Below are 12,360 nucleotides of genomic sequence, written 5' to 3' on the forward strand. Positions count from 1 at the left end.
GGATCGAATTTTCGCGTCAGCCATAGAGAACTAGAGATCCCGTTCGGGAAGCGACGCTATACGAGCCGTGGAACGGCTGGCCGCGCAGCGGTCCGGTCGAGAAGGTTCCTCTCAGGTCGAAGCTGAAGCCGTTTTCCATTTCGACCATTTCCGAGATCTGCGCCCCGACGATCTCGTTCGCGATCTCGAAGGCGACCCTCTGACCGCGCTCCGGATATAGAAGCGCAAATTGCCGCGCCGGCTTGTCGGGTCCATCGAGCACGATGACGACATGGTCCGTCATCTGGCACCTCCATTCTTTTCCTAGGAGCGCAACGCGCAACCTTCCCGATGGTGCCACCTCCAGCGAAAGATCCATTGACCTGGGTATTCGGGCAAAACCGACCAAATGCCCTTGGATCGACGGCCGGCCTTCCCTCATTCCCCCCTCTTCAACCCGCGCGTCCCGAGTTCGGTGTGCCGCTGGCAGCCAGCATTAACCAGTAGTTCTCTGAAAGCCCTGGAATTCCCCTTCACTGGGGGAACGGTCGCCGATCTTCCACGTTTACTGGCAAGAGATTTGGATGGCCGGCGCCATGCTCAATCGGACCACGCCCGAGAAGCCAATTACATTCGCTTGCTGCACCTTGGCCTGCCTGACTCTTTGTGCCGATCTAAGCTTCGCGCAGAGCGGGAGTGGCCGTGCAAATTCCGCTTCGCCTTCGGCGCCGGCGCCCCAAAGCATCCCCCAGTCGCGAGGAAGCGAAAACTCGGCAAGCACCGGCGCCGGATCCGGTGAAACCGGAAATCTCGATGCTTCGACAGTCCAGTCGCCGAATTCCATTAGTGACGAGCCGAACCGTTTGAAGCGCGGCGGAGGCGCTTCCGGCAAATCTCTTGATGAGTGCATGGCGGATTGGGATGTCGGAACGCACATGACCAAGAAGCAGTGGAGAACGACTTGCGAGCGGCTCGGCAGATAACGAGCCATCACCCTGGGCCTGCGAAAATCGGGGCTATACGGATTTGTAAGGCCACCCGCCCTTGTCCGCTCCGTGCGCGGAAACAAGCTTTCTAGCGTGGCAACCTTCGGAGGACACAATGTCCAAGATCGCTCTTAAGTCGGCGTCGCAGATGTCTTTGATCCTGGCGGCGACATGCATGCTCGCCGGCGGAGCTCTGGCGGATACCTGCAAGGCGCAGGCCGAAGCCAAGAAACTTCACGGCGCCGCACAAACAAGCTTCATGACCAAATGCGAGAAGGATGCCAAATCGAAATGCGCATCCGATGCAAAAGCCAAAGGGCTCCATGGCGCCGCTGAGACGAGCTTCACAACGAAGTGCGTCAAGGATTCTTCCGGCGCATAGCCCGGTTCTTCGCGGGACGGCCTCGTCGCGCTCTTCCAATCGTTCAGTACGGACGATCTTATTGAAATTTCGGCAATGGGCTTCGGCACACGTCGGCCCTTGCGACTATGTTTGCGCGCCATACATCAATGTCTGATCCGCCCCTAGGTTGCTGATCGAGAGAGCCCGATGGCAAATCATCGCCGCGCCGATGAAAAGACCGTGCTCGTTCTGCAAGGGGGCGGCGCGCTTGGAGCCTATCAAGGCGGTGCCTATCAGGCCCTGGCGTCGGCTGATCTCGCGCCGCAATGGGTCGCCGGTATATCGATCGGCGCGGTCAATGCTGCGATTATTGCCGGAAATCCTCCGGAGCGGCGCGTCGAACGCCTCCGGCGCTTCTGGGATCTCGTTTCGAGCGGGCTCCTCGTTTCTCCACTCGCGAGAGATGACACGTCGCGCAAGCTGTTCAACGAAGCGAGCGCGGCGCTGGTTGCCACGACCGGGGTGCCCGGTTTCTTCGAGCCGCGCTTCCCCCCCGCGTTCGTCATGCCGCCCGGTTCGTTTGAGGCCATCAGCCTCTATGACACGACTCCTCTGCGTCAGACCCTCTACGACCTGCTCGACTTCGATCTCCTGAATTCCGGTTCCGTGCGCCTCAGCGTCGGCGCGGTTCAGGTGCGTACGGGGAACATGAAGTACTTCGACACCACGCTGCAGAAGGTCGGCCCAGAGCACATCATGGCCAGCGGTGCGCTTCCGCCCGGATTTCCGCCGGTTCTCATCGAAGGGGAGGCCTATTGGGACGGCGGCATCGTTTCAAACACGCCGCTGCAGTACGTGCTGGATCGAAGCGGCCCCCGCAAAGACATGTGCGTTTTTCAAATCGATCTGTTCAGCGCCAGAGGGCCGATCCCCGACACGTTGTTCGATATTACCCAACGCGAGAAAGATATCCGCTACTCGAGCCGCACGCGCTTGAACACCGACGTGTTCCGAGAAATGCAGACGATGCGCCGCGCCATCCGCCGCCTGGAAAAGAAGTTGCCGGACGATGTGAAATCGTCGCTGGACTGGCACGTGCTGTCCTCTCTCGGATGCGATGCGGCGATAACCATCATCCAGCTCATCCATCGCCGCGCCGTCTACTCGACGCAATCGAACGACTACGAATTTTCTCGCTTTACCATCGACGAGCATTGGCGTGACGGAATGGACGATGTCCGACGCACGCTCGATCATCCCGCCTGGAAAAATCGCGAGTGTCCCGAGGTCGGCGTCACTGTTCTCGATCTCACGAAGGAACTCGATCCGCCTCAACAGAAGGTGGCCCTATGAATATCGCCGATGTCAAAAAGCGCGCCTATGCGATGCCCCTTACCAGTCCTGCATTCCCGCCGGGCCCGTATCGCTTCATTGATCGCGAGTATCTGATCATCGTCTACCGGACAGACCGCGAGGCACTCGAAGCTGTCGTTCCGGAGCCCCTTCAATTCGACGATCCCATCGTCAAGTACGAGTTCATCCGCATGCCGGACTCTACCGGCTTTGGAGACTACACGGAGTCCGGGCAGGTCATTCCGGTGAGTTTCAATGGTCGCAAGGGCGGTTACACCCACGCAATGTTCCTGAACGACGGACCTCCGATCTACGGCGGACGCGAGCTGTGGGGCTTTCCCAAGAAATACGCGCAACCCTCGCTCGGCCCGGAAAAGGACACGCTGATCGGAACACTGGACTACGGTCCCGTCCGTGTCGCGATCGGGACGATGGGCTACAAGCACCAAGCGTTGGATCTCGAGCAAGTTGCCGCGACGCTTGCGGCACCCAACTATCTGCTCAAGATCATTCCCCATGTCGATGGAACCCCGCGCATTCTCGAGCTGATCGACTACCGGCTCGAGGACGTGATCGTGAAGGGCGCATGGACCGGGCCCGCCGCGCTCGATCTCCGACCGCACGCGCTTGCACCGCTCGCCGACCTCCCCGTTCGCGAGGTGATTTCAGCAACGCACATTCTCGCCGACCTTACGCTCGGACTTGGCAAAGTCGTTTACGACTACCTCAAACCCGGAAAGGACGCTGCGTCATGAAACTCGATGGCAAGGTTGCACTCGTGACCGGCGCGGCCAGCGGCATCGGCCACGCAATCGCCAAACGATACGTAGAGGCCGGCGGCCGCGTCGCGATTGCCGACCTAAATTTGGATGCGGCTACCGCCGCCGCCAAGGAAATCGGCGACAGCAAGACTGCAATCGCCGTTGCGATGGATGTCTCGAAAGAGGATCAGGTCAACGCGGGCGTCGAGAAAACCGTCGCAGCGTTTGGCACAGTCGACATCCTCGTCTCCAACGCAGGGATTCAGATCGTGCACCCCATCGAGGACTTTCCGTTCGCAGACTGGAAAAAACTTTTGGCGATTCACCTCGACGGTGCGTTTCTCACGACGAAGGCGTGCGTCAAACCCATGTACAAGCAAAAATCAGGGGTTCTGATCTACATGGGATCGGTACATAGCCACGAAGCCTCTCCCCTAAAGTCGGCCTATGTGGCCGCAAAACATGGCATCCTCGGACTGGCCCGAACGATGGCCAAGGAAGGGGCACACTATGGCGTGCGCTCCAACGTCATTTGCCCAGGCTTCGTGCGGACCCCGCTCGTCGACAAGCAGATTCCCGAACAGGCCAAGGAACTCGGCATCACGGAAGAGCGCGTCATCAAAGAGGTGATGCTCGGCGAAACCGTCGACAAGGAATTCACGATGGTTTCGGACATCGCCGAGATCGCGCTGGTGCTGGCAGCCTTCAAGACCAACGCTCTGACCGGCGAAAGCATTATCGTCAGCCATGGCTGGCATATGAATTGACGTCCGAGCGATCCTCAGTCTGCTACGGCGCGACGGGCCGAGGCGTCGTTGCTGCCATCTCACGTGGCGGCGCAGTGATATCGACTTGCTGCGCCCCCGCCGGAAGCTTCTTTAGGAAGTCCAATGCAAATTGCAGCTGCGTATCGTCGTTCGCATTTTCCGGGATATAGGGTATTGCGGCCGGCTCACTCTCCTGCGCGGTTTCGCCATCCGGGTTCTTCAAGTGGTTCGCGAGCGAGCGCTCCCCGCCCTTGAGGATCTCGGATGCCAAGGTCTCCCTGATGGTTTCCGGAATTTTCTCGTCCACGTTGACATCCGGCTCGATGCCCTTTGCCTGTATCGAGCGGCCAGACGGCGTGAAGTAGCGTGCCGTCGTTAGGCGCAAGGCGCCATTCTTTCCGCCGAGCGGAACAATCGTCTGAACTGTTCCTTTGCCGAAGGAACGCGTGCCAACGACCATTGCCCGCTTGTCATCCTGCAAGGCGCCGGCAACGATTTCTGCAGCACTCGCGGTTCCACTGTTGATCAAGACCACAATCGGCTTGCCGTTCGTCAAGTCGGTGCTATCGGCGCTGAACGTTTCGTTGTCGGCACGTTTGCGTCCCTTGATGCTTACGATCCCGCCTTTTGTAATTAGCTCGCTCGATACCTCGACTGCTTGATCGAGCAGCCCACCTGGGTTGTTTCTGAGATCGAGGACGTACCCCTTGATGTCGGGTCCGATGGCCTTCTTCGAGGACGCAATGGCTGCTGCGAGCTTTTCGCCCGTCTGCCCATTAAAGGTTGCTATCCTGATGTAGGCAATGTTTCCCTCTGCCCTTTGCTGAACCGGGCTAACGCGAATGATGTCGCGCTTCAGCGACACCGAAATCGGAGCGTCCGATCCCTTGCGGGTTACAGTCAAGGTCACCTTTGTGCCCGGCGCTCCGTGCATCATCGTCACCGCCTTGTCGATCGACATTCCGGACGTGTCCTGGCCGTCGATCTTCACGATCGTATCATTTGTCTGAAGGCCCGACTTCGACGCAGGCGTGCCATCCAGCACCGTCACGACGCGGATCCCGCCGTGTGCGTCCTCGACTTCAAGTCCCACGCCGCCGAACTCACCGGAAATTTCTCCGGTCATCTTCTCGAACTCATCGTCCGTCATGTACGAGGAATGGGGATCGAGCGCGCTCAACATTCCGTTGATTGCCCCTTCGATCATCTTCTTGTCGCTCGGCGTATCGACATATCGCTCGCGAACCAGATCGACGACCTCGCCAAAAAGGTCGAGCTCGTGGTTGAGTGCAGTTCGGTGGACGCTCGAGGCGGAGAACGATTGGACAGTCAAGGCTGCGCCCATCGACGCCGCCAGAATCACCACGACGGCAGCGCGCCGCACGGAACGTGACCAGACCCTTGTCATGACAGCTCCTGATGCCCCTTTGTGGGCTTTACATTTCTTTGGCTGCGCGCCTTCCCAGCATGGCATGGCGCGCAGCCACATCACTGTTTGCGGCGAGTCCAGTCCGGGCGGGCCGCGCTCATTCTAGCCGTTTCTAGTAGGCGCAATCATTGTAGCGCTGGCGCCAGTAGGGGCTGCCCGTGGCCCTCCAGCGAGAGTACTCGTAGCTACAGCCATAGCCGTATCCATAGTCGCCGTAGTCGCCCCAAAACCCGTCGCCGAATACGACAACGTGCCGATGGTGGTCGTGGTCATGGTCATGTCCGGGGTGATGGTCGTGTCCTGGATTCATATGCGCGGTATGCGGGCCGTTCATGTGGGGGCCACTGAAATGCGGTCCAGCACTGAAATGAGGTCCAGCACTGAAGTGCGGACCACCGCCCATACCTCCCATGCCGCCCACATGACCCATCCCGCCGCCGCCCATTCCGCCACCCATTCCACCCACCATTCCGCCGCCCATTCCACCGCCGCCTCCGCCGCGAGCAACGGCACCGCCCGCGGCGACGCCGATTACCAAAAGGCCAGCCGCGCAGGCACCTACAATTTTTGAAAACGCTTTCATGTCGTAGTCTCCTTCATCATGCGCGTGGGAGCGATTTCCGTCCGCTCAGTCCGGTCCCCGGCGAGGGCCGGTTGGCGCGCCCAGACAAGTTCCAAGCGGCAACCGGGTATCGCGTTTGACAAGTTGGGATCGGGTCAGGCCAACGGAGGACCGCGGCTCAAGCCATCACGGACAATGGCAAAAGCGAGGGGCTGAGTGCGCAATTGCGGCACCGCCACGACCGCGGGTGTCACCCACGTGTCGCCTGCCTGCGAAACCGTGATGGAAGGGGTGTCGTTCGGGCCCTCGCCCAGGGGGCCAGACAAGCAATCCGGCCAATCGGATTTGGCTTCCGCGATATCGGCAGACAATACCCCGGCCTCGGATGAGGCGGCGCGGCCCGTTCCCACACGGCCGTCGCCATCGCCGAAAACAAACGGCAAACCCGCCAACGCGCCCCATGCGATGGCCATCAAGATTGCGAGCCGGTTGCTCCAGGATATAGTCCGATTTTTCACGGCGCACGCCCTCGTGCTTCGTTCATCACATAGGACACATCTTTCGAATAGCTAGGCGTTCCGGGGCCGCCAATATCGGTTTCTTTACCGAGCGACCTGGGAATTGGTTCCGGTTCGTACCACTTTTGCCCGAAATACGCGTTGATTGAGATCAGGAACGGGTTTAGGCGATTTTCCGCTTCATAGATGGCGGGCAGTGAGCTGGGATGGCAAAGCAGTTTCCGAAAGCAGGCTCCCAGGCGGATGCAATTCCGGAGCCCGCCAGGCTCGAGACGGGCGAGCAGCCGGACGAAGCGGTGACGGAGGCGGCACAGGGAACCCTCGCGCGTCTCATCGGAAGCGCGCGCGTTCGAGCTGGTCTGGTGCTGGCTCTATTCGCCATTGTTTCCTATGCGCTTTATCACGAGATCGAAGTCACCTCGTGGCATGAGGTGCGCGCGGCGCTGGCCGCGACCCAACTCGATCAGATCGGCTTCGCGGCTCTCGGCACCGCAATTTCCTATTTTGCGCTCACGGGCTACGACGTTCTCGCGCTTCGCCATCTCGGTGTGCCGCGCATCCCCTTCGGCACGGTGGCCCTCACCTCTTTCATCAGCCAAGCCTTCACATTCACTTTTGGGTTCGGCGTTCTCACGGGGGGCGCCGTTCGCATGCGTCTTTACGGTGCCGCGGGGATCAAGCCCGATCAGATTTTGGCAACCAGCGTATTCGCCACGCTCGCGATCTGGATTGGCATTGCCGCGGTTGTCGGCGTGGCGCTTCTAGCAGCACCCGACGTCGCGCAAACGGTTCTGTCACTCCCTGAGTCAGGAGCCCGGCTAGCCGGGCTCCTGCTACTCGGATCGGTGGCCTGGGTGTGGTGGTTTTCGGCCACCAAACGGCCAACCCTGCCGGGCCTCAATGTGCCCGCGCCAGACGCCACCGTCACAGGTCTCGCTCTGCTGGTCGGTGCCGTCGACATCCTGGCTTCGGGCTTTGCGCTTTGGGCGCTGCTCCCGTCAGAAGTGACCCTCAGCTTCCCTGCCTTCCTCGTCATTTTCGCTTCGGCCATAGCGCTCGGCGTGATCAGTCATGTGCCGGGCGGCCTCGGCGTTTTCGAGGGCATCATTCTCCTGGCGATCCCCACTGTGCCGGCCAGCGCTTTGCTTGCGTCGCTGCTTCTCTTTCGTTTTGTCTACTATTTGCTGCCCATGGTGCTTGCGGCGGTTGCACTCGCTGTTGTCGAGATCCGCGAACGTCACGCAATCTTGACGAAGCACGTCTCCCGGCTTGGCTCTTCACTCGGCGCTTCCATCCCGTTGGTCTCGGCCACCCTGGTCTTTCTCGGCGGATTTATTTTGATGGTTTCGGGCGCGTTGCCGGCTGAGCACCAGCGCATGGCCATCCTCCGCTATACGGTGCCGCTGCCGTTTGTCGAAGCTTCGCATTTCGTTGCGAGCATCATCGGCACGCTTCTTCTGATTGTGGCTTATGGGCTTGCACGACGCCTCGAAAGCGCTTGGCGTGTCGCCACCATCCTTCTTCTGCTCGGAGCGACCTTCTCGCTGCTCAAAGGCATCGACTACGAGGAAGCGGTCGTCTGCCTTACCATTGCAGGTCTGTTGATCGTCGGACGACGATGGTTCTATCGAAAGGGCGGCATCCTATCGGGCTCGTTGCAGTCGAGCGAAATTCTCGCGATCGGTCTTGCCTCCATAACCTCGATCTGGATCGGCTTTCTCGCTTTCCGCGACGTTTCTTATGATGACTCGCTGTGGTGGGATTTCGCTTATCGCGGCGACGCCTCGCGCTTCCTTCGCGCGACCGTGGGCGTGGCCGTCACAGTCCTTGCAACGATGGCCTATCGGCTTCTGCACCGCTCGGCGCCTGTCAGCAATACGGCACCTCGCGAGGACCTCAAGACAGCTGCGCCAATCGTCAACGCATCGGAGTTTTCGAGCGCAAATCTTGCCCTCATTGGCGACAAGCGGTTTCTGTTCAATGCCGACAAGACCGGTTTCGTCATGTACGGCACCCAGGGCTCGAGTTGGATCGCGATGGGCGATCCCATCGTGACCGCAGATGCCGATCCGGCTGCGCTCGTTTGGCAATTCAAAGAACTGGTCGACCGCCACTCCGGCATTCCGGCATTTTATCAAGTCGCCAGTACCAATTTGCCCCTCTATCTCGACGCCGGGTTCTCCATGGTGAAGCTGGGCGAGGAAGCTTGGGTGGATCTCAGAACCTTCACGCTGGAGGGCGCAGAAGGGCGCAAACTCAGACAGGCGATGTCCAAATCGCAGCGGATGGGTGCCACGTTCGAAATTATTCCGGCTGCCGAAGTCGAGCCCCTGCTCCCCGACCTGCGCCGCGTCTCGGAGGCCTGGCTGGCGGAGAAAAAACAGAAAGAGAAAGGCTTTTCGCTCGGCTACTGGACCGATGCCTATATGAGGCTGCACGATGTGGGCTTGGTTCGGATCCATGGCCGAATTGCCGCCTTCGCCAACATCTGGCGAAGTGCCAACCGCCATGAGATGTCCATCGACATCATGCGCGTGCGCCACGACGCGCCGAACGGCACAATGGACTTTCTCTTTACCGCACTGATGGATAACGCCAAAGGCGAAGGCTATCGCTGGTTCAACCTCGGCATGGCGCCGCTTTCCGGCTTGCCGCAACATCGCCTCGCGCCGCTCTGGAGCCGGCTCGGCACATGGCTTTCCCGTCACGGTGACCGGTTCTACAAGTTCGAAGGGCTCAGGTTGTTCAAGAACAAGTTCCGTCCAGAGTGGCGGCCCAAATATCTCGCCTATCCGAGCGGCGTGCTGCTGCCTCAAATTCTACTGGATGTTACGACGCTGATCTCAAGTGCACCGGCGCGCAGCCGGACTGAGGAGCTTGTTTCATGACGTTCCACTCGCCGAGATTGTGGCTTCTCTTCCGCCTCTCACTTTTTCTACCCGGACTTGGCGCACTTCCTGCGCATGCAGAAACGCGGAGCATCACCGTCAACCAGGAAACTTTGGGCGACATCAAAATCGTCGCGCCGAAAGAGGAGCCGAGCCGCTTCGTGATATTCATCTCCGGGGCGGAGGGCATGAACGCGGCGCGAGCGATACAGGCCGAAGCACTCACGGCGAAAGGTGCCGCTGTGGCCCTTATCGATCTCCCCTCTCTCAAGACCGTCTTTGCGAAGCACAGCGATGACACGTGTCACTATGTGTTCGGGGATTTCGAGGATTTGTCGCGCGTTGCCCAGCGGCAGCTCGGAATGACCGACTGGCAGTGGCCTGTTCTTCTTGGCGTCGGCGAAGGCGGCACGCTTGCCTACTTGGCGCTTGCTCAAGCGCCGTCCAATACCGCTGGCGGCGGCGTCAGCATTGGCTTCAGCCCGACCTTCGCAACCAAGCGCCCGATCTGTGACGGCGCGACGGTGGCGTCCGAGGGAAAGGGCACTGTGACCTACGATCCCATGGAAGATCTGCCAGCACCATGGACACTCATTCTCGACGCGCCAGCGTCAGATGCTGTCAAAGCGTTTGCGAACAATCCTGAGCTCACGGCGATCCAAGTCGTTCCCGGTGACGACGCCGCCCGCTTCGATGCAGCAGTTGCGGCCCTCTTTACGATGAAACCTCCCACCGGACATGCGCTGGCCGACCTTCCTCTGACCGAGCTGCCCGCGCAAGGCCAGGCGACGACGCTGCTCATCCTGTTTTCCGGCGATGGCGGGTGGCGCGACATCGATAAACAGATTGGCGAATATCTTTCGGAACACGGCGTGGCGGTCGTTGGCGTCGACTCTCTTCGCTACTTCTGGAAGCGGAAGGAAGGAAAACAGATCGCTGCCGACATCGAACGCATTGCCGACCACTATCGTGACAAGTGGAAGCTGCAGTCGCTTGCCCTGGCCGGTTATTCGTTCGGCGCCGACATCATGCCCCTGGCTTGGCCCGAACTGGAGCCGAACACGCAGGCCCGCACGACCTTGATCGCTCTGCTCGGGTTCGAGCCGACTTTTGATCTCGAGGTGTCGGTTTCAGGCTGGCTGGGAATGGCCTCTTCGACCAATATCGACGTGAAGCGCTATCTTCCCGCACTGCCGAAGTCCAAAGTCATGTGCTTCTACGGTATCGAGGAGAAAGAGGAAAACGAAACGGCCTGCGTGTTTCCGGAACTCGACGGCGCGACTCGCATCGAGCGCCCCGGCGGCCATCACTTCGATGGGAACTATCAGTTGATTGCCGACGAGATCCTCAAGCGGCTTAAGGATGCTGACAGCCGGCGCACGATGGATTGATGGATCAACGCGAAGACTGGGAGCGGGATATCCGCTTCCGGTCCTTAGCGTTCGGCCGCAGTGCTCAGCCGCCCCGCTCCAGACCTAGACGTCGTATCGCCTTGCGGGCGCTTTCACCGTTCCCCTTGTTCTCGGCCAAGCTGTTGAGCGCGTGAATTGCCGCATTCAAATGGCGGCGATACCGCAACTCATGAACGAGTTCGAGAAAATCTGGGTCCGGCAGGGCCAATATGACGTTCGCCACTTTTGCGGCGTCCTCGGCGGCCAGGGCAGCTTTGAGTTCCGGTGACATCTGAACACCTCTCTTCTGCACTGCGGTAAGAATTGCCGGAAGTTTCGGCCGCTGCAACAGAAAATCCTGTCTGTCGCGTCAAATCTGAGTGCCTCAATTGCATTGAACTGCCGCATGGCATTGCGAGGTTACGCTCGCGTTCAGCATGAACATCGCGCGTCAAGCGCGCAGCGGACCTCTTTTCCGGGCGATGTGTCTGTCTGGCACGACGACCGATGCGCCGAAGGCCTCCAAAAATCCGTTGCTTCTCCAGGCTCTGCCGATAGCTCGACAGCAGACCAGGAACTGATCATACTCACTCTATCGTATTGCGATATTGATTTAATAACAATTACTTCGGAGCTTGCGAGGAAAGATGACCGACAACGATATGGACGCGGAGCGCTTCGGCTCGCGTCCCGGCCTCAAACATATGGCGCGGAGCGACGTGGCGCAGAGCGACAGGATTCTTGATGAACAGCTTCCGACGAGCAGCATTCCAGCATGGCGCGCAGACGAACGGAAACGCCTAATCGCGGCGCGCCTGGCCTTAAGCGGGACGGAGCGGACCGCTCACGCCGAGCGCATTGCAAAACAACTCGACATCGTCGTCCCGCGCTGCGCAGACACGACAGTCAGCATTTATTGGCCGTATCGCGGCGAGCCCGACCTCAGGCCATGGATGACAACCGCGCATGGCGCCAGGCTTCGCATCGCGCTTCCAGTCGTCGTCGGCAAAGGCCGTCCCCTCGAGTTTCGCGAGTGGCATCCGGGATGCCGCCTCGAAAAAGGTGTTTTGGGCATTCTGTTTCCGGCCGACGGGCCGGTTGTCGTTCCCACGGTTGTTATCGCGCCCCTTGTCGGTTTCGACCCCGATAGCTACCGCCTTGGATATGGCGGCGGCTTTTTCGATCGAACGCTCGCTGCACTGTCTCCTCGACCATTTGCCATCGGAGTCGGCCATCCGGTTTGCGCCATACCAACCATTCGACCATTGCCCCACGACATTCCTATGGACCGTATTGTCGACGGCACGGAACCACTTACGGCACCCATACGAAAGAGCACATGACGAGAACCAGACAGGCGTCACAGGCGGCTGACGCTTCCTG

Annotated in this window: 12 protein-coding genes; 7 read left to right on the forward strand and 5 right to left on the reverse strand. The window is 59.8% G+C overall.

All coding sequences use genetic code 11. The features are described 5' to 3' along the window. Positions 1 to 16: 16 nt before the first annotated feature. A complete protein-coding gene (locus VHO05_RS07225; protein WP_329645929.1) occupies positions 17 to 283 on the reverse strand; it encodes a hypothetical protein in 267 nt (88 codons plus the stop codon). A gap of 797 nt (positions 284 to 1,080) precedes the next feature. On the opposite strand from VHO05_RS07225, the gene VHO05_RS07230 reads away from it, so the two are divergent. From VHO05_RS07230 to VHO05_RS07245, 4 genes are all read left to right on the forward strand, one after another. Continuing rightward, positions 1,081 to 1,347, forward strand: coding sequence for a hypothetical protein (locus tag VHO05_RS07230; protein WP_329645930.1), 267 nt, complete (start codon positions 1,081 to 1,083; stop codon positions 1,345 to 1,347). Positions 1,348 to 1,515: 168 nt separating this feature from the next. Then, positions 1,516 to 2,661 (forward strand): patatin-like phospholipase family protein, encoded by a 1,146-nt coding sequence (locus VHO05_RS07235; protein ID WP_329645931.1) that lies wholly within the window; start codon positions 1,516 to 1,518, stop codon positions 2,659 to 2,661. Beyond that, complete coding sequence (locus tag VHO05_RS07240) at positions 2,658 to 3,416, forward strand: acetoacetate decarboxylase (RefSeq protein ID WP_329645932.1); 759 nt, start codon at positions 2,658 to 2,660, stop codon at positions 3,414 to 3,416. Before VHO05_RS07235 ends, VHO05_RS07240 begins: the two co-directional genes overlap by 4 nt. Continuing rightward, positions 3,413 to 4,189, forward strand: a complete 777-nt coding sequence (locus tag VHO05_RS07245) for a 3-hydroxybutyrate dehydrogenase (RefSeq protein ID WP_329645933.1) — start codon at positions 3,413 to 3,415, stop codon at positions 4,187 to 4,189. Before VHO05_RS07240 ends, VHO05_RS07245 begins: the two co-directional genes overlap by 4 nt. Before the next feature lie 22 nt (positions 4,190 to 4,211). On the opposite strand, the gene VHO05_RS07250 is transcribed toward VHO05_RS07245, so the two are convergent. The 3 genes from VHO05_RS07250 to VHO05_RS07260 form a co-directional block, all read right to left on the reverse strand. Then, the gene (locus VHO05_RS07250) at positions 4,212 to 5,597 is read right to left on the reverse strand and encodes a S41 family peptidase (protein ID WP_329645934.1); all 1,386 of its coding nucleotides are present in this window, start codon (positions 5,595 to 5,597) and stop codon (positions 4,212 to 4,214) included. Between the two features lie 133 nt (positions 5,598 to 5,730). After that, a complete protein-coding gene (locus tag VHO05_RS07255; protein WP_329645935.1) occupies positions 5,731 to 6,201 on the reverse strand; it encodes a hypothetical protein in 471 nt (156 codons plus the stop codon). Positions 6,202 to 6,335: 134 nt separating this feature from the next. Next, a complete protein-coding gene (locus VHO05_RS07260) occupies positions 6,336 to 6,698 on the reverse strand; it encodes a hypothetical protein (protein ID WP_329645936.1) in 363 nt (120 codons plus the stop codon). Between the two features lie 206 nt (positions 6,699 to 6,904). Here VHO05_RS07260 and mprF point away from each other — a divergent pair, with 206 nt between their 5' ends. Further along, positions 6,905 to 9,586 carry a bifunctional lysylphosphatidylglycerol flippase/synthetase MprF gene (gene mprF / locus VHO05_RS07265; RefSeq protein ID WP_329645937.1) on the forward strand — a complete coding sequence of 894 codons (2,682 nt, stop codon included), beginning with the start codon at positions 6,905 to 6,907 and terminating at the stop codon, positions 9,584 to 9,586. Then, a complete protein-coding gene (locus VHO05_RS07270; RefSeq protein WP_329645938.1) occupies positions 9,583 to 10,977 on the forward strand; it encodes a virulence factor family protein in 1,395 nt (464 codons plus the stop codon). Before mprF ends, VHO05_RS07270 begins: the two co-directional genes overlap by 4 nt. A 64-nt stretch (positions 10,978 to 11,041) precedes the next feature. Here the strand turns inward: VHO05_RS07270 and VHO05_RS07275 are convergent, their stop codons facing one another. Further along, positions 11,042 to 11,269 carry a hypothetical protein gene (locus tag VHO05_RS07275; RefSeq protein WP_329645939.1) on the reverse strand — a complete coding sequence of 76 codons (228 nt, stop codon included), beginning with the start codon at positions 11,267 to 11,269 and terminating at the stop codon, positions 11,042 to 11,044. A gap of 355 nt (positions 11,270 to 11,624) precedes the next feature. On the opposite strand from VHO05_RS07275, the gene VHO05_RS07280 reads away from it, so the two are divergent. After that, positions 11,625 to 12,320 carry a 5-formyltetrahydrofolate cyclo-ligase gene (locus VHO05_RS07280; protein WP_329645940.1) on the forward strand — a complete coding sequence of 232 codons (696 nt, stop codon included), beginning with the start codon at positions 11,625 to 11,627 and terminating at the stop codon, positions 12,318 to 12,320. The last annotated feature ends 40 nt before the right edge of the window (positions 12,321 to 12,360 follow it).

This window comes from Hyphomicrobium sp. (assembly GCF_036262015.1).
Classification (GTDB): Bacteria; Pseudomonadota; Alphaproteobacteria; order Rhizobiales; family Hyphomicrobiaceae; genus Hyphomicrobium_C.

What these genes read in the sequence shown, in the direction of transcription:
- VHO05_RS07250 (WP_329645934.1), bottom strand. Translation starts at nt 5,597, where the DNA reads ATGACAAGGGTCTGGTCACGTTCCGTGCGGCGCGCTGCCGTCGTGGTG.
- VHO05_RS07230 (WP_329645930.1), top strand. Translation starts at nt 1,081, where the DNA reads ATGTCCAAGATCGCTCTTAAGTCGGCGTCGCAGATGTCTTTGATCCTG.
- mprF (WP_329645937.1), top strand. Translation starts at nt 6,905, where the DNA reads ATGGCAAAGCAGTTTCCGAAAGCAGGCTCCCAGGCGGATGCAATTCCG.
- VHO05_RS07270 (WP_329645938.1), top strand. Translation starts at nt 9,583, where the DNA reads ATGACGTTCCACTCGCCGAGATTGTGGCTTCTCTTCCGCCTCTCACTT.
- VHO05_RS07280 (WP_329645940.1), top strand. Translation starts at nt 11,625, where the DNA reads ATGACCGACAACGATATGGACGCGGAGCGCTTCGGCTCGCGTCCCGGC.
- VHO05_RS07235 (WP_329645931.1), top strand. Translation starts at nt 1,516, where the DNA reads ATGGCAAATCATCGCCGCGCCGATGAAAAGACCGTGCTCGTTCTGCAA.
- VHO05_RS07255 (WP_329645935.1), bottom strand. Translation starts at nt 6,201, where the DNA reads ATGAAAGCGTTTTCAAAAATTGTAGGTGCCTGCGCGGCTGGCCTTTTG.
- VHO05_RS07225 (WP_329645929.1), bottom strand. Translation starts at nt 283, where the DNA reads ATGACGGACCATGTCGTCATCGTGCTCGATGGACCCGACAAGCCGGCG.
- VHO05_RS07275 (WP_329645939.1), bottom strand. Translation starts at nt 11,269, where the DNA reads ATGTCACCGGAACTCAAAGCTGCCCTGGCCGCCGAGGACGCCGCAAAA.
- VHO05_RS07245 (WP_329645933.1), top strand. Translation starts at nt 3,413, where the DNA reads ATGAAACTCGATGGCAAGGTTGCACTCGTGACCGGCGCGGCCAGCGGC.
- VHO05_RS07240 (WP_329645932.1), top strand. Translation starts at nt 2,658, where the DNA reads ATGAATATCGCCGATGTCAAAAAGCGCGCCTATGCGATGCCCCTTACC.